This window comes from Actinophytocola sp. (genome assembly GCF_035634895.1).
Classification (GTDB): Bacteria; Actinomycetota; Actinomycetes; order Mycobacteriales; family Pseudonocardiaceae; genus Actinophytocola.
On the sequence record NZ_DASQCC010000151.1, the window covers coordinates 25,538 to 52,068 of the forward strand.

General features: G+C 69.7%; 26 protein-coding genes and 1 tRNA gene. 13 read left to right on the forward strand and 14 right to left on the reverse strand.

Features of this window, described 5'->3' with window-relative positions:
• The first annotated feature begins 40 nt into the window (after window positions 1-40).
• From VET29_RS22445 to VET29_RS22455, 3 genes are all read left to right on the forward strand, one after another.
• Window positions 41-715, forward strand: coding sequence for a DedA family protein (locus VET29_RS22445; protein WP_324923629.1), 675 nt, complete (start codon window positions 41-43; stop codon window positions 713-715).
• 839 nt (window positions 716-1,554) lie between these two features.
• A complete protein-coding gene (locus VET29_RS22450; protein WP_324923631.1) occupies window positions 1,555-2,052 on the forward strand; it encodes an SgcJ/EcaC family oxidoreductase in 498 nt (165 codons plus the stop codon).
• Between the two features lie 55 nt (window positions 2,053-2,107).
• A complete protein-coding gene (locus VET29_RS22455) occupies window positions 2,108-2,728 on the forward strand; it encodes a permease prefix domain 1-containing protein (RefSeq protein ID WP_324923633.1) in 621 nt (206 codons plus the stop codon).
• On the opposite strand, the gene VET29_RS22460 is transcribed toward VET29_RS22455, so the two are convergent.
• From VET29_RS22460 to VET29_RS22475, 4 genes are all read right to left on the reverse strand, one after another.
• Entirely contained in the window at window positions 2,693-3,019 is a 327-nt protein-coding gene (locus tag VET29_RS22460; protein WP_324923635.1) for a PadR family transcriptional regulator, read from the reverse strand. The genes VET29_RS22455 and VET29_RS22460 overlap by 36 nt on opposite strands.
• 432 nt (window positions 3,020-3,451) lie before the next feature.
• Window positions 3,452-3,523: transfer RNA gene (locus VET29_RS22465), tRNA-Val, on the reverse strand.
• A 31-nt stretch (window positions 3,524-3,554) separates the two neighbouring features.
• Entirely contained in the window at window positions 3,555-4,004 is a 450-nt protein-coding gene (locus VET29_RS22470) for a peroxiredoxin (RefSeq protein ID WP_324923637.1), read from the reverse strand.
• Between the two features lie 69 nt (window positions 4,005-4,073).
• Window positions 4,074-4,505: a DUF3052 domain-containing protein gene (locus VET29_RS22475; protein WP_324923639.1), complete on the reverse strand. Its 432-nt coding sequence runs from the start codon at window positions 4,503-4,505 to the stop codon at window positions 4,074-4,076.
• A gap of 216 nt (window positions 4,506-4,721) precedes the next feature.
• On the opposite strand from VET29_RS22475, the gene aceE reads away from it, so the two are divergent.
• From aceE to VET29_RS22505, 6 genes are all read left to right on the forward strand, one after another.
• Window positions 4,722-7,496 carry a pyruvate dehydrogenase (acetyl-transferring), homodimeric type gene (aceE, locus tag VET29_RS22480; RefSeq protein ID WP_414636569.1) on the forward strand — a complete coding sequence of 925 codons (2,775 nt, stop codon included), beginning with the start codon at window positions 4,722-4,724 and terminating at the stop codon, window positions 7,494-7,496.
• A gap of 944 nt (window positions 7,497-8,440) precedes the next feature.
• Complete coding sequence (locus VET29_RS22485) at window positions 8,441-9,607, forward strand: PucR family transcriptional regulator (protein ID WP_324923644.1); 1,167 nt, start codon at window positions 8,441-8,443, stop codon at window positions 9,605-9,607.
• A 117-nt stretch (window positions 9,608-9,724) separates the two neighbouring features.
• Window positions 9,725-10,651 carry an ACP S-malonyltransferase gene (locus VET29_RS22490; RefSeq protein WP_324923646.1) on the forward strand — a complete coding sequence of 309 codons (927 nt, stop codon included), beginning with the start codon at window positions 9,725-9,727 and terminating at the stop codon, window positions 10,649-10,651.
• Window positions 10,648-11,622: a beta-ketoacyl-ACP synthase III gene (locus tag VET29_RS22495; protein WP_324923647.1), complete on the forward strand. Its 975-nt coding sequence runs from the start codon at window positions 10,648-10,650 to the stop codon at window positions 11,620-11,622. The genes VET29_RS22490 and VET29_RS22495 overlap by 4 nt, the downstream gene beginning before the upstream one ends.
• Before the next feature lie 65 nt (window positions 11,623-11,687).
• A complete protein-coding gene (locus VET29_RS22500) occupies window positions 11,688-11,939 on the forward strand; it encodes an acyl carrier protein (RefSeq protein ID WP_324923648.1) in 252 nt (83 codons plus the stop codon).
• 35 nt (window positions 11,940-11,974) lie between these two features.
• Complete coding sequence (locus VET29_RS22505; RefSeq protein WP_324923650.1) at window positions 11,975-13,219, forward strand: beta-ketoacyl-[acyl-carrier-protein] synthase family protein; 1,245 nt, start codon at window positions 11,975-11,977, stop codon at window positions 13,217-13,219.
• Window positions 13,220-13,427: 208 nt separating this feature from the next.
• On the opposite strand, the gene VET29_RS22510 is transcribed toward VET29_RS22505, so the two are convergent.
• The gene (locus VET29_RS22510; protein WP_324923652.1) at window positions 13,428-14,024 is read right to left on the reverse strand and encodes a hypothetical protein; all 597 of its coding nucleotides are present in this window, start codon (window positions 14,022-14,024) and stop codon (window positions 13,428-13,430) included.
• Window positions 14,025-14,043: 19 nt separating this feature from the next.
• On the reverse strand, window positions 14,044-14,535 hold the full coding sequence (locus tag VET29_RS22515; RefSeq protein WP_324923654.1) for a DUF3145 domain-containing protein: 492 nt from the start codon (window positions 14,533-14,535) through the stop codon (window positions 14,044-14,046).
• 182 nt (window positions 14,536-14,717) lie between these two features.
• Between VET29_RS22515 and VET29_RS22520 the strand changes: the two genes are divergently transcribed.
• The gene (locus tag VET29_RS22520; RefSeq protein ID WP_324923655.1) at window positions 14,718-16,019 is read left to right on the forward strand and encodes a hypothetical protein; all 1,302 of its coding nucleotides are present in this window, start codon (window positions 14,718-14,720) and stop codon (window positions 16,017-16,019) included.
• Window positions 16,020-16,023: 4 nt separating this feature from the next.
• Here the strand turns inward: VET29_RS22520 and VET29_RS22525 are convergent, their stop codons facing one another.
• Entirely contained in the window at window positions 16,024-17,001 is a 978-nt protein-coding gene (locus tag VET29_RS22525; RefSeq protein ID WP_324923657.1) for a pyridoxal-phosphate dependent enzyme, read from the reverse strand.
• 49 nt (window positions 17,002-17,050) lie between these two features.
• Here VET29_RS22525 and VET29_RS22530 point away from each other — a divergent pair, with 49 nt between their 5' ends.
• The gene (locus tag VET29_RS22530) at window positions 17,051-17,392 is read left to right on the forward strand and encodes an Lsr2 family protein (RefSeq protein ID WP_324923694.1); all 342 of its coding nucleotides are present in this window, start codon (window positions 17,051-17,053) and stop codon (window positions 17,390-17,392) included.
• Here VET29_RS22530 and VET29_RS22535 read toward each other — a convergent pair.
• Window positions 17,389-18,252 carry an oxygenase MpaB family protein gene (locus VET29_RS22535; RefSeq protein ID WP_324923659.1) on the reverse strand — a complete coding sequence of 288 codons (864 nt, stop codon included), beginning with the start codon at window positions 18,250-18,252 and terminating at the stop codon, window positions 17,389-17,391. The two genes, VET29_RS22530 and VET29_RS22535, sit on opposite strands and share 4 nt — an antisense overlap.
• Window positions 18,253-18,326: 74 nt before the next feature.
• On the opposite strand from VET29_RS22535, the gene VET29_RS22540 reads away from it, so the two are divergent.
• Window positions 18,327-18,698 (forward strand): hypothetical protein, encoded by a 372-nt coding sequence (locus VET29_RS22540; protein WP_324923661.1) that lies wholly within the window; start codon window positions 18,327-18,329, stop codon window positions 18,696-18,698.
• Here VET29_RS22540 and VET29_RS22545 read toward each other — a convergent pair.
• From VET29_RS22545 to VET29_RS22565, 5 genes are all read right to left on the reverse strand, one after another.
• Window positions 18,695-20,017: an NAD(P)(+) transhydrogenase (Re/Si-specific) subunit beta gene (locus tag VET29_RS22545; RefSeq protein ID WP_414636570.1), complete on the reverse strand. Its 1,323-nt coding sequence runs from the start codon at window positions 20,015-20,017 to the stop codon at window positions 18,695-18,697. The two genes, VET29_RS22540 and VET29_RS22545, sit on opposite strands and share 4 nt — an antisense overlap.
• 59 nt (window positions 20,018-20,076) lie before the next feature.
• Complete coding sequence (locus VET29_RS22550) at window positions 20,077-20,361, reverse strand: NAD(P) transhydrogenase subunit alpha (RefSeq protein ID WP_324923665.1); 285 nt, start codon at window positions 20,359-20,361, stop codon at window positions 20,077-20,079.
• A 28-nt stretch (window positions 20,362-20,389) separates the two neighbouring features.
• Window positions 20,390-21,943 carry an acetolactate synthase large subunit gene (locus VET29_RS22555; protein WP_324923667.1) on the reverse strand — a complete coding sequence of 518 codons (1,554 nt, stop codon included), beginning with the start codon at window positions 21,941-21,943 and terminating at the stop codon, window positions 20,390-20,392.
• A 139-nt stretch (window positions 21,944-22,082) separates the two neighbouring features.
• Entirely contained in the window at window positions 22,083-23,456 is a 1,374-nt protein-coding gene (locus VET29_RS22560) for an FAD-binding oxidoreductase (RefSeq protein ID WP_324923669.1), read from the reverse strand.
• A gap of 33 nt (window positions 23,457-23,489) precedes the next feature.
• Window positions 23,490-24,509: an FAD-dependent oxidoreductase gene (locus tag VET29_RS22565; RefSeq protein ID WP_324923671.1), complete on the reverse strand. Its 1,020-nt coding sequence runs from the start codon at window positions 24,507-24,509 to the stop codon at window positions 23,490-23,492.
• Window positions 24,510-24,678: 169 nt separating this feature from the next.
• On the opposite strand from VET29_RS22565, the gene VET29_RS22570 reads away from it, so the two are divergent.
• Window positions 24,679-25,479 (forward strand): rRNA adenine N(6)-methyltransferase family protein, encoded by an 801-nt coding sequence (locus tag VET29_RS22570; protein WP_324923673.1) that lies wholly within the window; start codon window positions 24,679-24,681, stop codon window positions 25,477-25,479.
• Window positions 25,480-25,492: 13 nt separating this feature from the next.
• Here the strand turns inward: VET29_RS22570 and VET29_RS22575 are convergent, their stop codons facing one another.
• Entirely contained in the window at window positions 25,493-26,524 is a 1,032-nt protein-coding gene (locus VET29_RS22575; RefSeq protein ID WP_324923675.1) for an aldo/keto reductase family protein, read from the reverse strand.
• Window positions 26,525-26,531 lie beyond the last annotated feature (7 nt).

The following is a 26,531-nucleotide window of genomic DNA, read 5'->3' on the forward strand; positions in this document are numbered from 1 at the left end:
TGCGAGACTTGCCGCGGAAATCATCTGAGGGGAGCAGGTAGTGGCGGTACTGACCGACGTATTGGAGTGGTTGCGGAATCTTCCGGCACCGGCCATGTACGCGGCCACCGGGGGGCTGGTACTGGCGGAGTGCACGGTTGGTCTGGGGTTCATCGCACCAGGTGAGGCCGGCTTACTGCTGGCGTCAGCCGTCCTGGTCACCGACTTTCCCAAGGGCGTTCTACTGTGGCTGATAGTCACGGTCTGCGCCGGCATCGGCGACTCGATCGGATACGCCATAGGCCGCAGGTTCGGCCCAGGCCTACGCGAGACGAAGCTGATCCAGAAGTACGGTGTGGACGGCTGGGACAAGGCCACGGGCATCCTGCGTAAACGCGGGGCGTGGGCGGTGTTCTTCGCCCGCTTCCTACCGGTGGTGAGGACGTTGACCCCGGCGGCGGCGGGCACGTCGAGACTGCCGTACCGGAAGTTCTTACCGGCGGTGGTGTCGGGCGCGGCCTGCTGGGCGGCCCTCCACATCACGATAGGCGCCGCACTGGGTGACGCCGCCGAACGCGCCGAGTCCGTGATGGGCACCGGCGGCGCGGTGATCATCGGCGCCCTGGTCGTGGCCGTGATCGTCATGATCCTGGTCCGCAAGCGCCGCAAGGCCAGGGCGGAACAGCAGCTCCCGGTCGTCATCGAGCCGGAACCCGCCCTCGAACTCGAGGGCTGACCTCACGACTCGCATGGTCCGGCTCGTCCGAGGGCGAGCCGGACCGCGGGTCCCTGCGCGGCCGTGACTGCTCGGATGGTTCACATCGGGGCCACCCGCGCCGTGACCTCTCCGGCAGGCAGCTGACCGCCTCGGCTCTCCATCACTCGTCGCCGGTGCGCTGATCATGGTCATCGACGTTTCGCTGCCCCACGCGGCGTACTGCTGATCATTCCGTCAATTGGCGTTCACCTGGCCCGTTCCCTTTGACGTCACGGATTTCTTCAGCCTGTCCCGGTGACAATGATCGGGACCATGGACTATCCATTGTGTTCGGTTAGTCCTCGGCATCCCGGCGCGGCGCACGCGGCATATCTTCGTTCAGCCATAAACAAGCTCACCCCCACGGGTGAATCAGAGCCGAAATTCGTAACAGAGAGTCACAATCATCCGATGTCCAGCATGTAGGAACGAGGCGTCGGCAACGCCAGCACACTGAACGACACCAACCGCACATTGACCGTCCCCCAGTTGACGGTCCGGTTCAGCGCGCCCGACGTTTGCCGACGCCTCTTCCGCTCCCATCCGAATATCCCAGCCGAGGCGATTCTCACCGGCATGATCATGTCCGGCTTCAATGCGGCAGGAATGCGGAACCCTCGCCATCGCGGCAATCCACCCGACAGGCAGTCTGCTCGCCGTGACGAGCCCTTGGCCAGACGCGACCGAAGTCCGTCCACGGACGAGGCGACGTGGACCTACCGCCAGGCCCCGATCCTCACGCACGCCGTCCGACCGTTCTTGCGCTTCATAAGTAGCGTTGCTATATGTAGTAAGACTACTTATAGGGAGGCAGGAACATGAGGAGACGCGTTCGCCGTGCCGCACTGGGTGTGCTGGTGGTGATGGCCGGCCTGACCACGTCCACCGCGGCGGTGGCGGCGACACCGGACCACTCACGCACGGGTGACCAGGCCGCTTTCAACCGGTTGCGAAGCCAGCAGGACGACGCGTGGGCGCGCGGCGACGGCGCGGCATGGGCCGCGACCTTCACGCAGGACGGCGACATGGTCACCTTCAACGGCGACCACCTGCACGGCCGGGACCAGATCACCACGCGCATGCAGCACTACTTCGACGCCTACCTGCGGGACACCCGCCTGCTGATGCTGACCGAACAGACCCGGTACGTGGAACCCGACACGGTGATCATCGTCCGCACCGGCTGCGTGCTGTGGGACGAGGAGACGACGTGCACCGACGAAGCACTGTCCGTCAACACGAACGTCCTGGTCAACCGGCATGGGCGCTGGCAGCAGACGTCGTTCCAGAACACCAGGATCCGCCCCATCCCGTAGATCTCCGGGAATCTCCCGGATCACGGCGACCCGGCGGCACGCCAGACTGCCGGGAGTGATCGACGCATACCTGAGGGCGCTGGGCAGCGCCCTGCGTGGGCCTCGGCGAGCAAAGGCGGACCTACTCGCCGAGGCCCGTGATCACCTCACGGACGCCACGGCCGCCTACGAGGCGGCCGGGCTGGGGCACGCGGCGGCCCAGCACCAAGCCATCGCGGACTTCGGCTCCGTGCCCGAGCTCGTGCCCGCCTACCAGGCGGAGCTCGGCCTGGCACAGGGACACCGCACGGCGCTGGCCGCGTTCACACTGTCCGCCGCGCAGCCGCTGGTGTGGGACTACGCCTTCCCGGGCGCCCAGGGCGGACCCCAGCCGGCCGACACCATCGTCGAGAACGTCGGCGGGATTCTCATCCTGCTGATGTTCCTGGCCGTACTGGCCTACCAGTTCGGCACACGCCACCCCGCCATCCGCGACAGGCTGGTCCGGCTCACGGGCATCGGCGCGTGCGCGGCCGCCGCCACGCTGACCGCGGCCAGCACGCTGCTGACCGCACTGTCCGGCAACCTGCTCGCTCTGGTGTGGACGGTCTCGTTCGTACTCGTCCCCGCGACCCTGGTGACCGTCTCGGCGCGACGGTGCCTACGGAGCAGCCGACCGCAACACGCCGTCGACTAACGCCGAGAACGCACGCCACTCGGTCCGTTCGTCGGCCAGCATGCGCTGCCCCGTCCCGGTGAGACGGTACGTACGCCGTCGGCGGCCACCGACGGTGCTCCACTCACTGCCCACGAACCCTGCGCGCTCCAGGCGGCGCAGGGCGGGGTACAGCGTGCCGGTCGGCAGGTCCAGGGCGCCGCCACTGCGTCGCACCAGCGCCTCCATGACGGCGTAGCCATGCAGGGGCTCGTCCTCGAGCACGGCCAGGATCAGGCCGTCGAGGTGCCCTCGCAACACGTCTGGCCGCATGTAGCCAGTCTACATATGGTGGGCGCGACAGGATTCGAACCTGCGACCGCTCTGAGATCGGCGGAATGTCTACAAAGGTCGCATCACCCTCTCTGACCATATGAAACGCCGATCTGAACGCAGCAGCGAGGTCAGAATTCCGCGCGAAAAGCAGCGACAAAGCGACGGTTGATCTTGCCCTCCAACCGTCTCGCGGCCGATCCTTGGGGCAGCGGCTCGCCGACACCATGATCGGCTTCGCCATCGCTTTGGTGTTCCTTCCGTCCACGCTCTGGATGGACCATCGGGCGCCCGATGAACACAGTTCTCGCGCTCACCATCCGTGAGCGGCTCCGCACACACAAGGCCCGTAAGGCCGTTGTGAATCATGACGACCAAATGACAAAGGACGGAGTCCAAGGCCATGGCGAAGAGAACTATCCCTGCTCAGAGTGGGCGCGACAGGATTCGAACCTGCGACCGCTCGGGTGTAAGCCGAGTGCTCTTCCGCTGAGCTACACGCCCTGGCCGGCACCGGAACGGCGCCGGCTGAAGCTCACAGGCTGGCGATCGCCTTCTTCCACGCTTCCTGGTCGCGTGCCTCGCCCGGCTGGTTGACCTCGGCGAAGCGGACGACGCCCGCACCGTCGATCAGGAAGGTGCCGCGGTTCGCCATGCCGGCCTTCTCGTTGAACACCCCGTACTCCTGTGCCACGGCACCGTGCGGCCAGAAGTCGGACAGGAGCGGGAACTGGTACCCCTCCTGCTCGGCCCACACCTTCAGGCTGTACGGCGTGTCGACCGACACCCCCAGCACCCGCACGCCCTCGAACGACGAGAAGTCATCCCTCAGCTGGCACAGCTCGCCGGTGCAGATCCCGCTGAACGCGAACGGGTAGAACACCAGCAGGACCGGCTTCTCCGCGTAAACGGACGAAAGGGACACCTTCTCGTTGTTGAAGTCCTTCAGAGTGAACTCTGGCGCCTTCGAACCGACCTCGACCACCGCGCAGCCTCCTCCAAGCGAACGACACCCGCACGGATGCCACCCGTACGGGCATCAGCTTAACGAAGGTCAGCGCTTGGTCTTCGCGGACTTCGGCGACACGAGTCTCGTCGCCGACCAGTCGTCACCGATACTCACGCTGGACGTCTGCGCCAGACCGGCGGTCGGCACGGCCTCCGCGATCTCGCTCGGCTCCACATGCCCGTCGCGGCCGGTCTTCGGGGTCAGGACCCAGATCACACCGGTCTCCGCGAGGGGGCCCATCGCGTCCATCAGGGCATCGACGAGATCACCGTCGTCCTCGCGCCACCACAGCAGCACGACGTCGACGACCTCGTCGGCATCCTCGTCCAGCAGATCGCTGCCGATCTGTTCCTCGATGGCGGCACGGGCGCCGTCGTCGACGTCCTCGTCCCAGCCGAGTTCCTGGACGACCATCCCCGGCTCGATCCCGAGCCTATCGGCGACGCCGGCCTTGCCGGTGTCTCCCGCGGCGACCACGGCTTTCACTCCTCCTAAGCGCCATCGTGGCGACCACCACGAATCGGTATTGGGACAGCGAACACTGACCTTGCCATACCGCGCAACCACCCACGCCGGGTTTGCCCTGGACGGACCATTACAAACAGGCCTGTACCCATCGGTAGGGATGACCCCAGCACGGTTCGAGACGACAGTGGCAGAGTTAGCACCATGAGCGCAGGCACTGGAGACCCCTTGGCTACGCAGAACAGCGAAAACAGCAGGAACAAGCCCGAGCGGGTAAGGGTCATCCGCGACGGTCTCGCGGCACACCTTCCGGACATCGATCCGGACGAGACCGCGGAGTGGCTCGAGTCGTTCGACTCGATGCTCACCGCCGGTGGCCAGCAGCGCGCGCGTTACCTGATGCTTCGCCTGCTCGAGCGCGCACGGGAGAAGCGGGTCGGCGTCCCGTCGCTGACCAGCACCGACTACGTCAACACCATCCCCACCGAGAAGGAACCGTGGTTCCCCGGTGACGAAGAGGTGGAACGCCGCTACCGAGCGTGGACCCGCTGGAACGCCGCGATGACCGTGCACCGCGCTCAGCGGCCCGGCGTCGGCGTCGGCGGTCACATCTCGACCTACGCGTCCTCCGCGACGCTCTACGAGGTCGGCTTCAACTGGTTCTTCCGCGGCAAGAACCACGCGGGCGGCGGCGACCAGATCTACTTCCAGGGCCACGCCTCCCCCGGCATGTACGCGCGCGCGTTCCTCGAGGGCCGGCTGTCCGCCGACCAGCTCGACGGCTTCCGCCAGGAGTACTCGCACGGCGGCCCCGGCCAGGGCCTGCCGTCCTACCCGCACCCCCGGCTGATGCCGGACTTCTGGGAGTACCCGACGGTCTCCATGGGCCTCGGCCCGATGAACGCGATCTACCAGGCGCGGTTCAACCGCTACCTGCACGCGCGCGGCATCAAGGACACCTCCGACCAGCGGGTCTGGGCCTTCCTCGGCGACGGCGAGATGGACGAGCCCGAGTCCCGCGGCCTGATCCACGTCGCCGCGAACGAGGGTCTCGACAACCTCACGTTCGTCATCAACTGCAACCTGCAGCGCCTCGACGGCCCGGTCCGCGGTAACGGCAAGATCATCCAGGAGCTGGAGTCCTACTTCCGCGGCGCCGGCTGGAACGTCATCAAGGTCATCTGGGGCCGCGAGTGGGACTCGCTGCTGCACGCCGACCGCGACGGCGCCCTGGTCAACCTCATGAACACGACGCCGGACGGCGACTACCAGACCTACAAGGCCAACGACGGCGCGTTCGTGCGCGAGCACTTCTTCGGGCGGGACCCCCGCACGAAGGAGCTGGTCACGCCCATGTCCGACCAGGAGATCTGGAACCTCAAACGCGGTGGCCACGACTACCGCAAGGTCTACGCGGCCTATCAGGCGGCCGTCGAGCACCACGGCCAGCCGACCGTGATCCTCGCCAAGACGATCAAGGGCTACGGCCTCGGGTCCCACTTCGCCGGGCGCAACGCGACGCACCAGATGAAGAAGATGACCCTCGACGACCTCAAGCAGTTCCGGGACTCCATCCACATCCCCGTCTCCGACGCGGAGCTGGAGAAGGACCCGTACCTGCCGCCGTACTACCACCCGGGCCCCGACGCGCCGGAGGTCCAGTACCTGCTCGAACGCCGCCGCCAGCTCGGTGGGTTCGTCCCGGAGCGGCGGGCGAAGACGAAGGCGCTCGTGCTGCCCGGCGACAAGGTCTACGAGGTGGTCCGCAGGGGCTCCGGCAAGCAGGAGGTCGCCACCACCATGGCGTTCGTCCGGCTCGTCCGCGACCTCGCCAAGGACAAGGAGATCGGGCACCGCATCGTGCCGATCATCCCGGACGAGGCCCGCACGTTCGGCATGGACTCGATGTTCCCGACCCAGAAGATCTACAACCCCCACGGACAGATGTACACGTCCGTGGACGCGTCGCTGATGCTGTCCTACAAGGAGAGCGAGCAGGGCCAGATCCTGCACGAGGGCATCAACGAGGCCGGGTCGACCGCGTCGTTCACCGCCGCGGGGACGTCGTACGCCACGCACGGCGAGCCGATGATCCCGATCTACATCTTCTACTCGATGTTCGGCTTCCAGCGCACCGGCGACGGCCTGTGGGCGGCGGCGGACCAGATGGCACGCGGGTTCGTCCTGGGCGCCACGGCCGGCCGCACGACGCTGACCGGCGAGGGCCTTCAGCACAACGACGGCCACTCGCTGCTGCTGGCCGCGACCAACCCGGCGGTGATCGCGTACGACGCCGCGTGGTCGTTCGAGATCGCGCACATCGTCAAGGACGGCCTGCGGCGGATGTACGGCGACCACGCCGAGGACGTCTTCTACTACCTGACCATCTACAACGAGCCGTACGTGCAGGCGCCCGAGCCCGAGGGACTGGACGTCGAGGGCCTGCTGCGCGGGCTCTACCGGTACAAGAAGGCCGAGGACGCCGAGGGCTCACGCGCGAACATCCTGGTGTCCGGGGTCGCGATGCCGTGGGCCCTCGCGGCCCAGGAGAAGCTGTACGACGAGTGGGGCGTGCTGGCCGACGTGTGGTCCGCCACGTCGTGGGCCGAGCTGCGGCGCGACGCGGTCGAGGTGGACCGGCACAACTTCCTGCACCCGGAGGCCGAGCCGCGCAAGCCGTACGTGACGTCCGCGCTGGAGGGCGCCGACGGTCCGGTGGTGGCGGTCTCGGACTGGATGCGCGCGGTCCCCGACCTCATCCGCCCGTGGGTGCCCACGGAGATGCTGACGCTCGGCACCGACGGGTTCGGCTTCTCCGACACGCGGCCCGCGGCGCGGCGGCACTTCCTGGTCGACACGGAGTCGATCGTGGTCGGCGTGCTCGCCGCGCTGGCCAAGACCGGCGAGATCGACCAGTCCAAGGTGGTCGAGGCGGCCCGGCGGTACCGCATCGACGACATCACCGCGGCCGGCCCACAGACGTCCGACCCCGGCGTCGCATGACTGTGGGTAGCACTTCTGACCTGCGATGATGAACCGTTGACACGATAGGGGCACACAGCTGGCACTCCCCGTCCCCACCCTCCATAGTGGAGTCACCGGTGGGGACCGGGGAGAAAGGGCCGCCTGGCACGCCAGGCGGCCCGCCGGTTCTCCGCCCCTGTTCGGTGCGCTTCGCTGCACCTTCCCGGGGACCGGCTTCGGTGCTAGCCGGGGGGCCGAGCCCCCCGAGCCCCCACGGTGCGGTTGGTTTCTGACCCAGCGTGGTCTCGTCTCTGTTCGGTGCTTTCGCCGCACCTTTCCCGTCGGTGCGGCTTCGCTGCACCTTTCCCGTCGGTGTGCTCGGCTGCACTTTTCTGGGTCGGCTTTCGTCTTTGCCGGGGGCCGGGCCCCGCCGACGTGCGGTTGAGTTCTGACCCAGCGTGAATCTCCGGGGCTGTTCGGTGCGCTTCGCTCCACCTTCCCTGGCGCCTCGCTGCACCCTTCCTGTGGCGGCATCCGTCCTTGCCGGGAGCCGGGCCCCGGCCCGACGCTGCGGTTGGGTTCTGACCCAGCGTGATCTCCAGGCCTGTTCGGTGCGCTTCGCCGCGCCTTCCCTGGCTGTGCGGCTCGCCGCACCCTTCCGGGACCCGCTTTCGTCGTTGCCGGCGGGCCGAGCCCTGCGCCCCCCACGGCGCGATTGGATCCTGACCCAGCGTGATCCCCGGGCTGTTCGGTGCGCTTCGCTGCACCTTCCTGGGTCCCGCTTCCCTCCTTGCGGGGCCGAGCCCCCCGCGCTCTCCACAGTGCGATTCGATCCTGACCCAGCGTGGCTCCCGGGCCTTGCTCGGTGCCCTTGGCCGCACCTTCCCCGGGGCCGCTTCCGGTCTTGGGTGGGGCCGGGGGTTGCGGCTTCTGTGGGGTGGGTTTTCGGGGTTTGGGTGGGGGGCGGGGCTAGAGTCGGGGGCATGGTTGAGGTGTCGCGGGGGACGCTTGCGGCGCTTGATCGTGCTTCTGGGAAGCTGGCTTCGGCTGCGTTGGCTTCTATGGATGAGCAGTTCGCTTGGTTTGGGCGGATGCCGGCTGATCAGCGGGCCTCTGTGCAGTTGATTGCTCAGACCGGGGCTGCCGGGTTCACGGCTTATCTTCGTGATCAGCGGGAGGCTATTCAGCTGACCGCTGAGGCGTTTCGGCAGGCGCCGCGGGATTTGTCGCGGTGGATCTCGCTTCGCCAGACCGTTGAGTTGGTTCGGGTGGCCGTGCATGTCATCGAGCAGGAGGTGCCGGCTCTTGCGGCCAACGAGGAGGAGCGGCGGGCGTTGACCGAGGCCGTCCTCCGGTACGGCCGTGAGGTCGCCTTCACCTCCGCCATGTCCTACGCCTCCGCCGCCGAGACACGGGGGGCCTGGGACGCGCGGCTCGAGGCCTCCGTCGTCGATGCCATCGTGCGTGGTGACGCCGAGGAGTCCCTGCTCAGCAGGGCCGCCGCGCTTGGCTGGGACCTCGACGAACCCGCCACCGTGCTCGTCGGGAACTCGCCGTCCGACGACCCGCCCACCGTCCTCTACGAGGTCCGCAGCCGGGCCGCGCGGGCCAACCGGCCGGTGCTGCTCGGGGTGCAGGGCTCGCGGCTCGTCGTCGTGCTCGCCGGGGAGACCGACGACCCGAAGGTGCTCACCAAGATGTCCGCCTCCTTCGGAGACGGCCCGGTCGTCGCCGGGCCGACCGTGGCCAACATCGCGGACGCCCACCGCAGCTCCGCCGAGGCCCTGTCCGGGCTGCGGGCCGTCGTCGCCTGGCCGGCGGCGCCCCGGCCCGTGCGGTCCCACGACCTGCTGCCCGAGCGGGCGCTCGCCGGCGATCCCGAGGCCGAGTGGCAGCTCATCGACCAGATCGCCCGCCCGCTGGAGAAGGCCGGGGGCGCGCTGCTCGAGACCGTCGAGACCTATCTCGAGGCCGGCGGCGTCCTCGAGACCTGCGCCCGGGTGCTGTTCGTCCACCCGAACACCGTCCGCTACCGGCTCCGCAAGGCCACCGAGATCACCGGGCACAACGCCAACCTGCCGAGGGACGCGCTCGTGCTCCGCATCGCGCTCGCGGTGGGACGTCTGTCACGTTCTCGTGGCCTGTGGTAGGCGACAAACCACAGAAAACCCTCTGTACCGTTCATGTCGCGACAACCTTTGTAGGTATCCTACAAAGCGATCGCCCCGACTTGGTCAGTTCCGGTATCCCCTGAAACGAGCGCAACCGTGTTCCCTTGGTACGTGCTCGCGTTACTCGCCCCCGGTCAGGGCTCCCAGACTCCCGGCATGCTCACCCCTTGGCTAGAGCTGGAAGGGACCCGTGAGCGGCTGACCACCTGGTCGGAGCTCGCCGGTCTCGATCTGGTCGAGCTGGGCACCGTCGCGGACGCCGACGCCATCAAGGACACGGCCGTCACCCAGCCGCTCGTCGTGGCCACCGCCCTGCTCGCCTACGAGGTGCTCGCCGCGAGACACGAACTGCCCGCCGACCTGGTCGTCGCCGGCCACTCGGTCGGCGAGCTGGCCGCGGCCGCGGTCGCGGGAGTGCTGACCGCGGACGACGCCGTCGCCCTCGCAGCCGTGCGGGGCCGCGCCATGGCCGCCGCGTGCGACCTGGCCCCCACCGGGATGGCCGCCATCATGGGCGGTGAGCCCGACGACGTCGTGGCGTGGCTCGCCGAGCACGACCTGACCGCGGCCAACATGAACGGCGCCGGTCAGATCGTCGCCGCCGGCCCGGTCGACGGGATCGACGCCGTGGTCGCCGAGAAGCCGGAGTTCGTCAGGAAGGTGATCAGGCTGAAGGTCGCCGGCGCCTTCCACACCCACTACATGGCCCCCGCCCAGGAGACGCTCCGGGAGAAGGCCAAGGACATCACGGTGGGCGACCCGACCCGTACGCTCCTGTCCAACGCCGACGGCCAGCGGGTCACGAGCGGCGCGGACATGCTGGCGCGCCTGGTCGACCAGGTCACCCTGTCCGTGCGTTGGGACCTGTGTATGAAGACCATGACCGAGCTCGGCGCGGACCTCGCCGCCGAGCTACCGCCCGCCGGCGCGCTGACCGGCCTCGTCAAGCGGGAGCTGAAGATCACCACCGCGGCCCTGAAGACCCCCGACGACCTGGCGAAGGTCGCGGTGGTGCTGGCATGAGCACGTTGCGCCTCGCCCCGGCCGTCCAGGGCACCCGCATCCTCGGCCTCGGCAGTGCCCAGCCGGAGCGGGTCGTCACCAACGACGACCTGTCCCAGGTCATGGACACCAACGACCAGTGGATCCGCGAGCGGGTCGGCATCGTCGAGCGCCGGTTCGGCGACGAGAAGGACACCGTGGTCAGCATGGCCGTCGAGGCCGGGTCCAAGGCCATCGCGGCCGCCGGGCTCGCGCCGTCGGACCTCGACACGGTGATCGTCGCGAACTGCACGACCAAGAAGCCCATCCCGAACGCCGCCGCGCAGGTCGCCGAGCTCATCGGGATCAAGGCCGCCGGCGGGTTCGACCTCAACGCCGCGTGCGCCGGCTTCTGCTACGGGCTCGGCGTCGCGTCCGACCTGGTCCGCGCGGGCTCGTCGCGGCGAGCGCTCATCATCGGGTCGGAGAAGCTCAGCGACATCGTCGACCCGACCGACCGTTCCACCGCGATCATCTTCGCCGACGCGGCCGGCGCGGCGGTCGTCGGTCCGTCCGACGAGCCGGGCATCGGGCCGGTGGCCTGGGGCACCGCGGGCGACCTGGTCGACATGATCGGCATGACCGAGAGCGCGCACATCTTCCAGGAGGGCCAGTCGGTCTTCCGCTGGGCGACCACGAAGATCGCACCGATCGCCCTGCGTGCCATCGACCTGGCCGGGCTCAAGCCGTCGGACATCGACGTGCTGATCCCGCACCAGGCCAACCTGCGGATCGTCGAGGCGATCGCGAAGAAGCTGCGGAAGGAGGGGGCGCGGGAGGACATGGTCGTGGCCGACGACATCGTGTACTCCGGCAACACCTCGTCCGCGTCCATCCCGATGGCGATGGACCACATGCGTGCCGCCGGCCAGATCCACTCCGGCGACGTCGCACTGCTCGTCGGGTTCGGCGCCGGCCTGTCCTACGCGGGCCAGGTCGTCGTCTGCCCCTAGCGAGCACCGATCGGAGAAATCTTCCGGACCACCCGGTCCGGGGCAACGAAGGAGAAAGCAACCCCATGGCAGAGAAGCTCACCGACGAGGACATCCTGGCCGGCCTGGCCGAGATCGTCGAAGAGGTCGCCGGCGTCGAGGCCGACGAGGTCACCGCCGACAAGTCGTTCGTGGACGACCTGGACATCGACTCGCTGTCGATGGTGGAGATCGCCGTGCAGGCCGAGGACCGCTTCGAGGTCAAGATCCCGGACGCGGAGCTGGCGAACCTGAAGACCGTCGGCGACGCGGTGAGCTACGTCTCCAAGAACGTCTGACCGAGTTTCACCCGAGGGAAGGACCACGGAGGGCCATGAGCACGGAAGTCGTCGTCACCGGCATGGGCGCGACCACGCCGCTCGGCGGTGACGTCACGTCCACCTGGGACGGGCTGATCGCCGGCCGCAACGGAGTCACGATCAACGACGCGGAGTGGGCGGAACGGTTCGACATGCCGTCCCGGCTCGTCGCACCGCTGGCCGTGGACCCGTCCGAGGTCCTGCCCCGGGTCCAGCTGCGCAGGATGGACCGCTGTGAGCAGATCGCGCTCATCGCGGCCCGCCAGGCGTGGGCGGACGCCGGGTACGAGATGCCGTCCGACGAGCACGAGCCGGTCGATCCGGACCGGCTCGGCGTCGCGCTCGGCGCGGGCATCGGAGGTGTGGGCACGCTGCTGGGGCAGGACGACCTGCTCGAGGAGTACGGCCTGCGCAAGGTGTCGCCGCTGACGGTGCCCATGCTCATGCCGAACGGTCCGGCCGCGCACGTCAGCATCGACCTGCGGGCACGGGCCGGGGTGCACTCCCCGGCCTCGGCCTGCGCCACCGGCGCGGAGTCGCTCGCGCTGGCCTTCGACATGATCCGGGCCGGCCGCGCCGACGTGGTGGTGGCGGGCGGCGCGGAGGCGTGCATCCTGCCGATCACGGTGGCCGGCTTCGCCCAGTCCCGCACGCTGTCGCTGCGCAACGACGAGCCGGACCGCGCGTCCCGGCCGTTCGACATCGACCGCGACGGGTTCGTGCTCGGCGAGGGTGCCGGCGTGCTGATCCTGGAGTCCGCGGAGCACGCGCGGGCCCGGGGAGCGCGGGTGTACGGCAAGCTCACCGGCACCGGCATCACGTCCGACGCCTACCACATCACGGGCAACCACCCGGAGGGCATCGGGCAGATGGCCGCGATGACCAAGGCGATCCGGCAGGCGGGGCTGACCGCGGCCGACATCGGCCACGTCAACGCGCACGCGACCTCGACCGTGGTCGGTGACATCGGCGAGGCGGCCGCGATCACCAAGGCGATCGGGGACCACGTGGTGCTCACCGCGCCGAAGAGCTCGTTCGGTCACCTGGTCGGCGGCGCTGGCGCGGTCGAGAGCATCATCACGCTGCTGTCGATCTACCACGGCATCATCCCGGCCACCCGCAACCTGGAGAACCAGGACCCGAAGATCGAGTTGGACGTCGTGTCCGGCGAGCCACGCAAGATGGACCTCACCGCCGCGATGAACGACTCCTTCGGCTTCGGCGGCCACAACGTCGCCCTGGTCTTCACCGCCGCCTAATGGCTAACCCCGCGAGTCCCGCGTTCAGCCATAGCGAGTCCCGCGTTCACACACACCGAGTTGCGGTTTCGTGCACACGCCGCGGGCCATGACTGCACGAAACCCACAGTTCGGCATGTTTGAACGCGGGACTCGCGATGTGTTCGAACGCGGGACTCGGCATGTCTGAACGCGGGACTCGCGGTGTTTGGGCGCGGGACTCGCGGGGTTAGTTTGGGCAGGCGGCGGTTTGGGGGAAGGCGCTGGTTGCGCCGTTGGCCAGTCTCCACTCGCCGTGGTCCATCGCGAAGGGCCATACGACGTTCCAGTCGATGCAGTCGACCGGGAGTTCGGGTGGGGCGTCGGCCGGGTCCTGGGTGCTGGTGAAGTGCAGCAGGACGCGGGCGGTGTCGCCGCCGGCGTCGGTCTCGATCCGGTAGACGACGATGCTGCCGTCGCGGGTGGACTTGTAGTCGCGCCGCCAGTCGTCCTCCACCTGGATCTTGCGGCGGGCGGCGGTCACCGTCGTCGACCAGGCCGCGTAGTCCTTCGCGTTGATCGCGTTGAAGTACTGCTGCAGCAGCTTGTCCACCGTGACGTACAGGGGGTGGGCGACCGCGTCCGTGGTGCCCTTCACCTCCGCGGACCCCGGCTGCTCGGCGCGCGGCACCGGTGGCGACGACGACGGCGACGGCTGGATCGCGGCCGGCGACTGCGGTTGGTCCGCGTACACGCTCCTTGCCACCAGCGCGCCCAGCGCGGTCGCGATCACCGTGATCAGCAGCGCCGGCAGCAGCCACAGCTGCCGAGGAGATCCCGTGGACACGGGTTACAGGATGGCAGGCTCACCCCACCCGGTGCAGCCAGGTCACCGGAGCGCCGTCGCCCGCCCGCCGGTAGGGCTCCAGCGCCGCGTCCCACGACGCCCCGAGCAGCTCATCGACCTTGTGCGCGAACGCCTCACCGGCACGCGACCCCACGGCCATGGCACGCAGCTGGTCCTCGCCGACGACGATGTCGCCGTTGGCACTCGTGCGGGCCCGCCACAGTCCCAGCGTGGGCGCGAAGCAGAACCGCTCGCCGTCCACGCCCGGGCTGGGCTCCTCGGTGACCTCGAAGCGCAGCATGGGCCAGGCCTTCAGGGCGGCGACGAGCTTCGCGCCCGTGCCTGGGTCGCCGGTCCACCCGCACTCGGCGCGGAGCTGACCGGCGGCTTCGGGCTGCGCAGTCCACTGGAGGGTCGCGCGAACTCCAAGGGTGCCCGAAATAGCCCACTCGACGTGCGGACATACCGCAGCCGGCGACGAGTGGACGTACACAACGCCACGAGTGCTCACTGCTGACCTCCGCTGCTCGACGAGGATTCGTCTTCCCCTACGCCCTCGTCCAACGGGTACCGGCAGTTTCACACGCGCGTCCATTGTGCCCTGTACACGGGCAGTTACGCCACACTATCGAGCCTTGGCTACCGTTGTCCCGTCGGGCCGGCCGGTCCACCAGTCGGGTCAGGGGGTGCGCGGTGCGGGTGGTTCGGGTCGGTGACGAGACCTCGGCGGTCGGCGCCGACGTGCGGGCCGCGCTGACCTCGTGGGGTCGCGGCGACACCCTGGTCGGCGGCATCGCCCTGGTCGGGCTGCGCCCGCAGGGCGCTGACCAGGCGGTGGACGCGGTCGTCGTGCTGCCGCGCGGGGTGCTGGTGGTCGTCGGCGTCGACCTGCCCGATCCCGCGGTGCGGCTCGAAGCGCCCCTGGCCGGCCAGTGGAAGACCGACGGCTGGCCGCTCGTCCGCCCCGACGGCGCGGTGAACCCGGCGGCCGACGCCGTGCGGAACGTCGAGGTGGTCCGCCGCGCCCTCGAAGTGGCCGAGGTCGAGCCGCTGCCGGTGGGCACGGTCGTCGCGGTCGGGCCGTACGTCTCCCAGGTCGACCAGCCGACCTCCGACCTGCTGCGTGGCGTGCGGATCCTGCACCCCGAGCCCAAGACGCTGCTGACCGCGGCACGCGAGCTGGCCACGTACCAGCGTCCGTGCACGGTCGCGCAGGCCCGCGCGCTCCTCGCCGCGCTGTCCCCCGACCACGCCGACCTGGACCTGTCCGGCGAGGGCTTCACCGACTCGGCCGTGCCCACGATGTCCGCCGCCAGCACGACGCTCATCCCCCGCGTCCCGGCCGCTCCGCCACCGCCGGCACCCGCGAAGCCCACCCGAATGCCCACCCGGAAGCCGGCAAGGGGCGGCCTGCGTTGGCTGCCGGCCAGCGCGGTCGTGCTGGTGGCGTTGCTGCTGCTCACCGGCATCGTGTACGCGGTCGCGTCGTCCGGCTCGTCCGACGACCGCCCCGACGACGCCAGCAAGACCCGCACCGAGTCGAGCGGCGTGACCGTCGAGGGCTTCACGTTCGAGCCGAGAGGCGCCATCTCCGACACCGACTGCGCGGCCCACGCCTACGGCGACGTGCAGGTGTGGCTGGAACGCAACCGCTGCTCGGAGCTGGTCCGCGCACGCTACGAGTCGGCCTCGGACGGCAAGCGCGCGGCGATCCTGGTCGCGGTGCTGCGGTTCCCCGAGACCGCGCTGGCCGGCGAGCTGAACACGGTCGCCGAGCAGCCGGGCAGTGGCGCCATCGCCGACGCGTCGACCGAGGGCACCCCCTGGCCGGGCAAGTCGAAGCCGTTCTTCGAGTCGGCCGCCTTCGCCAGCGGCCGGGAGGGCAACAGCCTCAAGCTGGTGCAGGCGGTGTGGATCGGCACACCGTCCACACCCGACGACGTGACCCTGCGGAAACTGGCCACGAACGCGCTCGAGATCCCGTCCCCGGACTAGCGGACTAGCGGCCCGCCTCCACCACCAGCTCCGGCGCGTAGCCGTAGACGGCCGGCACGCCACCCGTGTGCATGAACACGACCGTCTCACCTGGACGGACGCCCGCGACCAGCGCGGCCGCCGCCTTACCCGTGTACACCGGGTCGAGCACGATGCCCTCGGTGCGCGCGAACAGGCGCAGCGCCGCCCAGACCTCGTCGGTCGGCACGCCGTAACCCTCGCCGATGGCGCTCTCGTCGACGGTCACGTGGTCGAGTTTCGGCTGGTCGACGCCGACCTCCTCGGCGGCGAGCCCGGCCGTCCGCTCGATCTTCTCCTGGCTGCCGGGTGACACGCTGACCGCGGTGACGGGTGTCTCGCCGCCGAGCGCGAGGCCGGCGACCGTGCCGCCGCTGCCGGCCGCGCAGACGATCCGGTCGACCCGCTGGTCGCCGAGCTGCTCGCGCAACTCCTGCGCGGCGGCGACATAACCGAGGACACCCAACCCGCTCGACCCGCCGACCGGCAGCGTGACGGACGTGGCGGACGCGAGCGCGCCGGCCGTGTACCGGGCCTCGTCGTCGGTGTCGCACAGGTGGAGGCGGGCGCCGAACAGCCGGTCCAGCGCGACGTTGCCGGACCGGTCGTAGGCGAAGCCGGATCGCGGCACCGAGCGGGTGAGGACCAGCTCGCAACGCAGTCCGAGGCGGGCGCAGGCGGCGGCGGTTAGGCGGCCGTGGTTGGTCTGGACACCGCCGAAGGTGATGATCGTGTCCGCGCCGGCGGCGAGCGCGGCGGCCAGGGTGAACTCGAGTTTGCGGAGCTTGTTGCCACCGAGGCCGACGCCGCCGAGGTCGTCCCGTTTCACCAGTACGGTCGCACCGAGGGCGGCGGACAGGCGGGGACAGGTGTCGAGCGGCGTGGGCCAGGTGCCGAGCGGAACGCGGTGAAATGTCGACAGGTCCACGCGACGAGTCTGCCGCTGCGTGGTTCGTGCCGCCACCCGCGCTATCCTCACCATTGTTCGGATCATTTCCAATTCGGAGGACCCTGTGGCGCAGCGAACGATTCTCGAACTGGTCGACGACCTGGACGGTGGGAAGGCCGACGAGACCGTGACTTTCGCGCTCGACGGGGTCGAGTTCGAAATCGACCTGTCCGCCGACAACGCGTCCCGCCTGCGCGACACGTTCGCGGAGTTCGTCGGGCACGCCCGCCGCACCGGCGGCCGCAAGCAGCGCGGCGCCGTGATCGTCCGGTCGACCAACGGCAACGGCAAGCCGGACACCCAGGCCGTGCGTGAATGGGCCCGCAGCCAGGGCGAAACCGTCGCCGAGCGCGGCCGCGTCCCCCAGGCACTGGTCATCCGCTTCCAGGAAGCCCACTCGAACTAGGCGGCTTTCGGCAGTCTTCTCGCCGACGGCATGGCCCACTTTCCCAAACGCCGCACCGCCAGTACCGGGTGCGGCACCAGTGGGCCGAGCCGCGGCTCACGAACAACCGTCCGCACCGTTTTCTGTACCGCTCGTAATGTTTCCGAGAGTGTGCGCATCGTCGCGGTGCTGACCGGGGCCGGGTAGGCGCGGCGTCCGTACAGCTCGACGGCCCAGTCCGGCAGCAGCGAGTACGCCAGGTGTCCCACCATCGACTCGTACAGCGGCAGTCCGAGCGCCAGCTTGCCGCCGACCGGCGGGCGATGCAGGAAGTCGTAGATCAGGTCCGCGTCCTCGGTACGGCGCAGCGTCGGCCGCATGTACCGCAGGTACCGCCGCATCGCGGCCACCGAGCCGGGCACCTCGTCCGGGTCCAGCCCGACCAGCGCGGCCGACGCGCGTTGCTCATCGAGGTACCGGTCCGCGTGCGCGGCGGTGAGCGGGAACCCGGCTCGCCGCACCACGGTCAGGAACGACGAGACCTCCGCGCAGTGCACCCACAACAGCAGCTCCGGCTCGTCGAGGCGGAAGGTCTCGCCGTCGTAGGTCCCCCGCAGCGACCGGTGCACCGACCGGACCTGGGCCGCGAGCCGGTCGACCTCGGGACGCGGGCAGTACGTCGTGGCGCCGACGAAGTTGGCGGTGCGCAGCAGCCGCCCGAGCGGGTCGCCGCGGAAGTCCGAGTTCTGCACGATCCCGGCGACCGCCCGCGGGTGGAGCGCCTGCAGGTACAGGCTCCGGATCCCGGCAAGCCACATGGCCGGCTCGGCATGGAGCTGCCAGCTCACCGAGGACGGACCGAACAGGCCGGCATCGCTCATGGCTCCATTGAACCCCATCATCGGCCGGGCGCTTTGATATCGTCGGTCCCCCTGACAGGCGTGGAGGTAACCGCGTGACCGTGCAGTACATCGGACCTGTTCAGCTCGGCGAGGCGCTGGGTGTCAGCCGGTTCGCCGTGCCCCGCTGGCAGGAGCGCTTCCCCGCCGGCTCCAGCCACCCGTTCCCGGCGCCGGACATCGTGGTGGACGGTACGCCGGGGTGGCGGCCGACGCGGATCTCCGAGGTCAGCGACTGGCGCAACCGCCTGCGTACCGGTGCGGGCGGGCGGCCGAGGGCCACGCGTCAGGAGTTCCTCATGGTGGCCACCAGCCGCGGCTTCGACCAGGACGAGGCCCTCCGCACCCTGAGCACGTTCACCGAGGAGTTCCCCGAGATGACCGAGCAAGAGGTCTGCGCCTGGGCAATCGACAAGTTCACCAACTAGAGTGCCTTCAGCTCCTCGGTGATCTCCGACACGGACGACTTCGCGTCGCCGAACAGCATGGACGTCTTCGGGTTGTAGTACAGCTCGTTGTCGACGCCCGCGAAGCCGGGCCGCATCGACCGCTTCAGCACGATGACCGACTTGCTCTCGTCCACGTCCAGGATCGGCATGCCGTAGATGGGCGACGCGGGGTCGGTGCGGGCGGCCGGGTTCGTCACGTCGTTGGCGCCGATCACGAGCGTCACGTCGGTGCGGCCGAACTCGCCGTTGATCAGCTCCATCTCCTTCAGCCGGTCGTAGGGCACGTCCGCCTCGGCCAGCAGGACGTTCATGTGCCCCGGCATGCGGCCGGCGACGGGGTGGATGGCGTAGTACACCGACACGCCCTTGTCCTCCAGCAGGCTGGACAGCTGCCGCACCTGGTGCTGTGCCTGGGCGACCGCGAGCCCGTACCCCGGCACGATGATCACCTGGCGGGCGAAGGCCATCTGGATCGCCGCGTCGCCCGCGGAGGTCTGCCGGACCGAACGGTCACCCGCCTCCACCGAGCCGGCCGACGAGCCGCCGCCGAAGCCGCCGGCCACGATCGCCGGAATCGACCGGTTCATGGCCTTGGCCATGAGGTTCGTCAGGATCGAGCCGGACGCGCCGACGATCATGCCGGCCACGATCAGCGCCGTGTTGGACAGCGCCAGCCCCATCGCCGCCGCGGACAGGCCGGTCGCCGCGTTGAGCAGGGAGATCACCACCGGCATGTCCGCGCCGCCGATGGGCAGCACCACCAGCAGCCCCAGCACCGACGACGTCACCAGCAGGCCGCCCATCAGCCACTCGGACGTCGCGCCGGCCACGACCGAGACGCCGAACGCCAGCGCACCCAGCAGCACCAGCAGGTTCAGCGGCTGCTGTAGCCGGCCCAACGAGATGGGCCGGCTCGGCAGGATCTCCTGCAACTTGCCGAACGCGACGTTCGAGCCCCAGAACGACAGCGACCCGCTGATCGCCGCGAACAGCGACGCCACCGCGACGTACCGGGGCTCGTCGTGGAACCCGGAGCTGCTGCGGAACTCCACCCACGCGATCAACGCGATCGCCCCGCCGCCGACGCCGTTGAACAGCGCCACCATCTGCGGCATCGCGGTCATCTTGACCCGCCGCGCGGCCGGCACGCCGATCGCCGTGCCGATGGCGACGCCGAGCAGGATCAGCCACCAGTTGCCGAGGCCGGGCGTCAGCAGCGTGGCGACCACGGCGATCGCCATGCCCGCCGCCGCGATGACGTTGCCGCGCACCGCGGTCCTCGGCCCTGTGAGCCCCATGAGCCCGTAGATGAACAACGCGAACGCCACGATGTACAGGCACTGGATGAACGTGCTGCTCACTTCTTGTCCCGGTCCTTGAACATGCCGAGCATGCGGTCCGTGACCAGGAACCCGCCGACCACGTTGATCGTGCCGAACGTGATCGCGACGACCAGCAGGATCTTGTTCAGCACGCCCTCGGCACCCAGCCCGAGGACGATGAACCCACCGAGCACGACGATGCCGTGGATCGCGTTGGTCCCGGACATCAGCGGCGTGTGCAGGGTGTTCGGCACCCGGGAGATCACCGCGAAGCCGACGAACCCGGCAAGCACCAGGATCGCGAGGTTCTGTACCAGCATGTGCCTACTCCCTTGTAGGACAACGGGGTCACAGCAGTGGCGGCACCATGGCCTCGATCAGGTGCGGGCCGGGCTCGGCCAGTGCCTTGGCGAACTGGTCCGCCAGCTCCTCGGCCGTCGTGGCGCGGGACGCCGGGACGCCCATGCCCCGGGACATCGACACGAAGTCCATGTCCGGCCCGGCCAGGTCGAGCAGCTGCTGCGCCTTCGGGCCCGCCGCCTCGGCGCCCACCCGGGACAGCTCCATCCGCAGGATCGCGTACGCCCGGTTGTTCAGCAGCACGGTCGTCACGTCGAGGCCCTCGCGTGCCATGGTCCACAACGCCGACGCCGTGTACATGGCGCTGCCGTCCGCCTGGAGGCACACGACCGGCCGGTCCGGGGCGGCGACCGCGGCGCCGACGGCCACCGGCAGGCCCTGGCCGATGGCACCGCCGGTCAGCGTCAGCACGTCGTGGCGGGGCGCGCCCGCGGTGGTCATCGGGATCATCAGGCCGGACGTGTTGGCCTCGTCGGACACGATCGCGCCCTCCGGCAGCAGCGCGCCGATGACCTCCGTCCAGTTCTGCGGGGTCAGGGCGCCCGAGGGCACCGCCGGACGGACGGCCTCCTGCAGCACCGGCGCCGCGTCCTTCGCGACCAGGTCCGCGAGGTGCTCGAGCGCCCCCGTGCCGTCCTCGCCCAGCACCGACAGGACGTGCACCTGGCAGCCGTCCGGCACCAGCTCGGACGCCTTGCCCGGGTACGCGAAGAAGGACACGGGTGACTTGGCGCCCACGAGGACCAGGTGCTTGACGTCCGTGAGCTGCCACTGCACCTGCTCGGCCAGGTAACCGAGCCGCTCGACGTTGGGCAGGCCGGCGCCACGCTCGATCCGCGCGGGGAACGTCTCGGCGAACAGCCTCACCCCCGTCGCGGCGGCGATCCGGCTCGCGGCGACCAGGCCGCGCTCGCGCGTGACGCCGTGGCCGAGCAGCAGCACGACCGGCTCGGCACCGCGGACCACCCCGGCGATCTTCGCGACCCGGTCGTCCTCGACGGGCTGCGCCGCGACCGGCTCGACCGCCGCGCCGACCACCCCGCCGTCGGACCACGACACGTCGGCGGGCAGCACGAGGTTCGCGATCTGGCCGGGCGGCTGCATGGCCGCGGCGACCGCCGCGGCGGCGTCCGCGCCGATCTCCTCCGGCGCGTCGGTCGTGCGGGACCAGCCGCCGAGCCAGCCGGTGAGCGCGTCGATGTCCGACTCCAGCGGCGCGTCGAAGCCCTTGTGGTAGCGGGCGTGGTCACCGATCACGTTGAGGATCGGGGTGTGCGCGCGGCGGGCGTTGTGCAGGTTGGCGAGGCCGTTGGCCATGCCGGGGCCCAGGTGCAGCAGCGTGGCCGCGGGCCGGTCGGCCATGCGGCCGTAGCCGTCGGCCGCACCCGTGACGACGCCCTCGAACAGGGACAGCACGGCCCGCATCTCCGGCACGGCGTCGAGTGCGGCGACGAAGTGCATCTCGGAGGTGCCCGGGTTCGCGAAGCAGACGTCAACGCCGCCGTCGACGAGGGTCCTCAACAGTGCCTGTGCGCCGTTCATGCCGCCCCCTCGCCCGACGTTCCTTTCCTGGCAACGAGCGGGCCGTCCACTTTGCTCCCTGGGTCCGTACGAGAGTCCCATTCGTGCGCCCAGGCCCTGGTCGCGGCTCTACGGGCTCTGCTCATGTGTCTTTGTCTCCCTAGTCGAAGAGAACGCCGGGGTTGAGGATGCCCTGGGGGTCGAACGCGAGCTTGATCCGCCGCATCAACGCGATCTTGTCAGGGTCCTCGAGCTCCAGGAAGTGCTGCTTCTTCGCGCGGCCGATGCCGTGCTCGCCGGCGATAGCGCCGCCGAGGGTCATGCCGGAGGCGAACAGCTCGTGCAGGACCCGGTGCCGCACCTCGGCGTCCTTCTGGAAGACGGCCAGGTGCACGTTGCCGTCGCCCGCGTGGCCGCAGCCGACGATCAGGGTGCCGTTGGCCTGCGCGATCTCCAGGACCTTCGCGAAGAACTCCGGCAGCGCGGCCCTCGGCAGGACGGTGTCGATGATCTCGTCGGCGCCGGCGCCCTTGGCGGTGAAGAACGCCTTCTCGCGGGCCTCGATGAGCTTGCGCGCCGCGCCGCCGGGCAGCGAGTACACGTCCAGCGCACCCAGCTCGCTGAGCAGCTCGCCGGCCTGCTCGATGTCCTCGTCCAGGCGCGTGGCGGCGTTGTTCTCCAGCATCACGACGAGGTACGCCTGCGACTTCTCCTTGACGTCGTCGGGAATCCCGAGCTGCAGGTCGTGCGTGTAGGTGATGGCGCCCATGGTGAACGCGTCGATGTACTCGAGGATCAGCGGGCCGATGCCGGAGCCGACGACCTTCGGCACCGAGGTCATCACGGACGCGAGGTCGGGGAAGGGCGCGAGGATCGTGGCCTGGTGGTCCAGCCGGGGCTGGAGCTTGAGGACGGCCTCGGTGACCAGGGCGAGGGTGCCCTCGGAGCCGACGATGAGCTGGGTCAGGTCGTAGCCGGTGGAGGCCTTGACGAACTTGCCGCCGGTGCGGATGACCTCGCCGGTCGGGAGTGCGGCCTGGAGGCCGAGCACGTGGTTGCGAGTGACGCCGTACTTGATGGCACGCATGCCGCCCGCGTTGGTGTTGACGTTGCCGCCGAGGCTCGCGGACAGCTCGCCCGGGTAGACGGGGTAGACGAACCCGACGGCGGCGGTGGCCTCGTCCAGCTCGGTCAGCGTGACCCCCGGCTGGACGACGGCGACGTGGTTGACCGTGTCGATCTCGACGATCTTGTTCATCCGCTCGAAGGACACGAGGATCCCGTCCGGGCGCGGGACGGCGGAGCCGGACAGTCCGGTGCCGCTGCCGCGGGCGGTGACGGGCGTGCCGGTCTCGGCCGCGAGCCGCAGGATCGCCGCCACCTCGTCGGCGTCGCCCGGCCGCACGACGTACGCGGGCTTGACCGGCTCGGTGCTGAGCGTCTCGTCGTGGGTGTAGTCGTCGCCGATCGCGTCGCCGCTCAGTACGTGTCCGGCACCGACGATGTCCTCCAGGCGTGCCGCCGTGTCCGCCATTGGACTCCCTCCAGCTACTGGTCGGTAGTCACCTTAGCCGTGCTTCCGCCGGGGCGACATGATCGGCGACGGGGGTGTCCGGCCGAGCACGATGTCGGCGCCCGTTCGGGCCAACGCCGGTGCCATCTGTATGCCGTAGCCGCCCTGCCCGGCGAAGAACACGAACCCCGGGTGGTCGGGCCAGGCACCGACGACGGGCTCGCGGTCGGGCACGAACGTCCGCAGGCCCGCCCAGGCGGTGTGCACGGACCGTAGGTTCAGGGTCGTGGCGGCGTTCACCCGTTCAAGGGCGATGGCGACGTCCTGTTCGTCCGGTTTGGCGTCGCACGGCACGCTCGGGGTCTCGTCGCCCGGGGAGATCAGCAGGTGACCGCTCTCCGGGCGGAAGTAGAAGGTGTCGGCGACCTCGGCGACGAGCGGCCAGGCGGGGTCGGCGTCCGCGCGGGCGAGCGCGATGGTGCGGCGCATGGGCTGGAGCCCGACGGTGGGGACGCCGGCCAGCTCGGCGACCTCGTCGGCCCACGCGCCCGCGGCGTCGACGACCGTGTCGGTCCTGATCCCGTTGACTACCCAGCCGTCACCGTCGCGGCGCATTTCGGTGACACGGGTGTTCTTGTGGGTGACGCCCCCGCGTTTCTTGAGGCCGCGGACGTAGTGGGCGTGCAGGGCCATGACGTCGATGTCCATGGCCGAGGTGTCGAGGGCCGCGGCGAGGGGCGTCCTCAGCACCGGGCACAGCTCGACGGCACGTTGGGGGGTGATGGGGTCGGCGGGGATGTCCCGCAGGTGGTCCACGCCGTCGTCGTCAAGGGCGAGCCACAGGCTGTGGTGAGGGGTGAGGATGCCGTCGCCGAAGAGCGGCCCGCTGGCCGTCGTGAGCTCACGGACGGTCGGGGGGCCGTAGCTGGGGGCGTAGATGGCGGCGGAGCGGCCGGTGGTGTGCATGGCCAGCTCGGGCTCGGCCTCGAGCAGAGTGACGCTCGCGTGGGCGGCCAGCTCGTAGGCGATGGAGACGCCGGCCATGCCGCCGCCGATCACCAGGACATCGACCATAGCTGGTGAGCATAATTCGGTTGCCCGTGTGGTTACCGTGATCGGTATGAGTGCGTCGATGTCGATAAGGCTGCGCCGTCGCTGACAGCGGCGGTTCCCTTCCCACGGCGCCTATCGCCGCTGTCTCCAAGCATCTCCGTTCGCTTCTCCGGCTTGGAGCCAGTCACTCATGCGTTCTCACTCGCGGCGCACCGCCGCGACTTCTTCTGGTGTGCACCTTCTGTCCGACGACCGGGTGATCGCTCGCCTGGTGGCCGCGGCCGACCTCGGCCCCGACGAACTGGTGATCGACTTCGGCGCGGGTCCCGGGACGATCACCGCGCCGCTGGCCCGCACGGGGTCCCGTGTGCTGGCTGTCGAGCGGGACGACCGGTTCGTGGCTGCCCTGCGGCGACGTTTCGCCGACCGGCCCGCCGTCCGCGTGGCGCACGAGGACGTGCGCACGGTGCGGTTGCCGAGACGTGCTTTCGCTGTGGTGGCAAGCATTCCCTTCGCGGTGTCGACACCGTTGCTGCGGCGGCTGCTGACGCCGGTGGCGAGCGGGTTCTCACGTGCGGAGCTGGTGGTGGAGTGGGGCCTGGCGAAACGGTTGACGGCTGTGACCGCCCGGGACCTGGAGTCGGCATGGTGGTCGTGCCGGTTCGCGCTGACCGTGCGACGACGCGTCCCGGCGTGGTGCTTCTCGCCGGCGCCGAAGATCGACGCGGCGCATCTGGGGGTGCGGCCGCGAGGCGTGGACCGCCGAACGGCGGCGATCCTGTGGGCTGTGCTGTCGGCGGCCTACGACAGGCCACGGGTCCCAGCCCGGTCCGCGCTGACCGGCCTGGTACCGCGACGCCTCACCCACCGCCTGCTGCGCGACGGTCAAGCAGTGGAGATCCACACAGGACAGTGGCTGACACTGGCGAGAACCCTTGCGGCGGACCGAAGCGTTGTCCCACCACCGCTTCCCGCACGAGCGTTCCGTTGACGCGTGCGCCTTGTCACACGCGCCAGGCCGGCATGACGTCGAACGGCTTCGCCGTCTTGGCGGGCGAGCGTTCCACAAGGTCGCCGTGTTCGGGGTCGGTCAAGGCGTGGTCGATGGCCGTCAGGACGTCGTCCGTCAGGTCCAGTTCTGGTACGGGAAGGTTCTGCGTCAGCTGTTCCGGTCGCGAGACGCCGATGATCGCGCTGGAAATGGCCGGGTTGTGCAGCACCCACGCCAACGCGAGCCTCGGCAGGCTCGTCCCCAGATCCGCCGCGATCGTCGCCACCCGTTGCACCGCTTCCAGGACCGGACGGCCCATGTAGCGGCCGACGAACCGCGCGCCGCGCTCGTCGACCGCGCGGCTGCCCTGCGGCGGCGGGGTGTCGGGCAGGTACTTTCCCGCCAGCACACCCTGTGCCAGTGGTGACCACACCAGCTGCCCCATGCCCAGCGACACCGCCGCCGGCACGACCTCCGCCTCGATCACGCGCCACAGCAACGAGTACTGCGGCTGGTTGGAGATCAACGGCACGTGCAGCTCTTTCGCCAGCGCGGCTCCCTCCTGAAGCTGCTCGGCCGTCCATTCAGAAACTCCGACATACAACACTTTTCCGGCGCGCACGAGATCGGCGAAAGCCAGCATCGTTTCCTCGAGCGGTGTTTCTTCGTCAAATCGATGCGCCTGGTACAGGTCCACGTAGTCGGTTTGCAACCGACGCAGCGAGCCCGTGCAACTCTCCATGACGTGTTTTCGGGACAATCCCCTGTCGTTCGGGCCGGGGCCGGACGGCAGGCAGACCTTGGTCAGTATCTGGACCGACCCACGTCTCGTGCCGGACAACGTGGCACCAAGGATCTCTTCCGCCGCACCGTAGTTCGGCGCGCCGTAGATGTCGGCGGTGTCGAACGTCGTGATGCCGGCGTCCAACGCCGCCTGCACGCACGCCTTCGACTCGCCGATGCGATCCGGTTCGTGTGTCAGCCAATTGCCGCAGGTGATCTCACTGACCTTGAGTCCGCTGCGTCCCAGAGTGCGAAACCGCATGGGATGA

Bases quoted from the DNA above. Each gene is read 5' to 3' on its own strand.
- VET29_RS22450 (WP_324923631.1), top strand. From the start codon at position 1,555: ATGAGGAGACGCGTTCGCCGTGCCGCACTGGGTGTGCTGGTGGTGATG.
- VET29_RS22550 (WP_324923665.1), bottom strand. From the start codon at position 20,361: ATGCTGGTACAGAACCTCGCGATCCTGGTGCTTGCCGGGTTCGTCGGC.
- VET29_RS22485 (WP_324923644.1), top strand. From the start codon at position 8,441: ATGGTTGAGGTGTCGCGGGGGACGCTTGCGGCGCTTGATCGTGCTTCT.
- VET29_RS22555 (WP_324923667.1), bottom strand. From the start codon at position 21,943: ATGAACGGCGCACAGGCACTGTTGAGGACCCTCGTCGACGGCGGCGTT.
- VET29_RS22570 (WP_324923673.1), top strand. From the start codon at position 24,679: ATGCGTTCTCACTCGCGGCGCACCGCCGCGACTTCTTCTGGTGTGCAC.
- VET29_RS22575 (WP_324923675.1), bottom strand. From the start codon at position 26,524: ATGCGGTTTCGCACTCTGGGACGCAGCGGACTCAAGGTCAGTGAGATC.
- VET29_RS22505 (WP_324923650.1), top strand. From the start codon at position 11,975: ATGAGCACGGAAGTCGTCGTCACCGGCATGGGCGCGACCACGCCGCTC.
- VET29_RS22565 (WP_324923671.1), bottom strand. From the start codon at position 24,509: ATGGTCGATGTCCTGGTGATCGGCGGCGGCATGGCCGGCGTCTCCATC.
- VET29_RS22560 (WP_324923669.1), bottom strand. From the start codon at position 23,456: ATGGCGGACACGGCGGCACGCCTGGAGGACATCGTCGGTGCCGGACAC.
- VET29_RS22495 (WP_324923647.1), top strand. From the start codon at position 10,648: ATGAGCACGTTGCGCCTCGCCCCGGCCGTCCAGGGCACCCGCATCCTC.
- VET29_RS22545 (WP_414636570.1), bottom strand. From the start codon at position 20,017: ATGGGGCTCACAGGGCCGAGGACCGCGGTGCGCGGCAACGTCATCGCG.
- VET29_RS22535 (WP_324923659.1), bottom strand. From the start codon at position 18,252: ATGAGCGATGCCGGCCTGTTCGGTCCGTCCTCGGTGAGCTGGCAGCTC.
- VET29_RS22460 (WP_324923635.1), bottom strand. From the start codon at position 3,019: ATGCGGCCAGACGTGTTGCGAGGGCACCTCGACGGCCTGATCCTGGCC.
- VET29_RS22500 (WP_324923648.1), top strand. From the start codon at position 11,688: ATGGCAGAGAAGCTCACCGACGAGGACATCCTGGCCGGCCTGGCCGAG.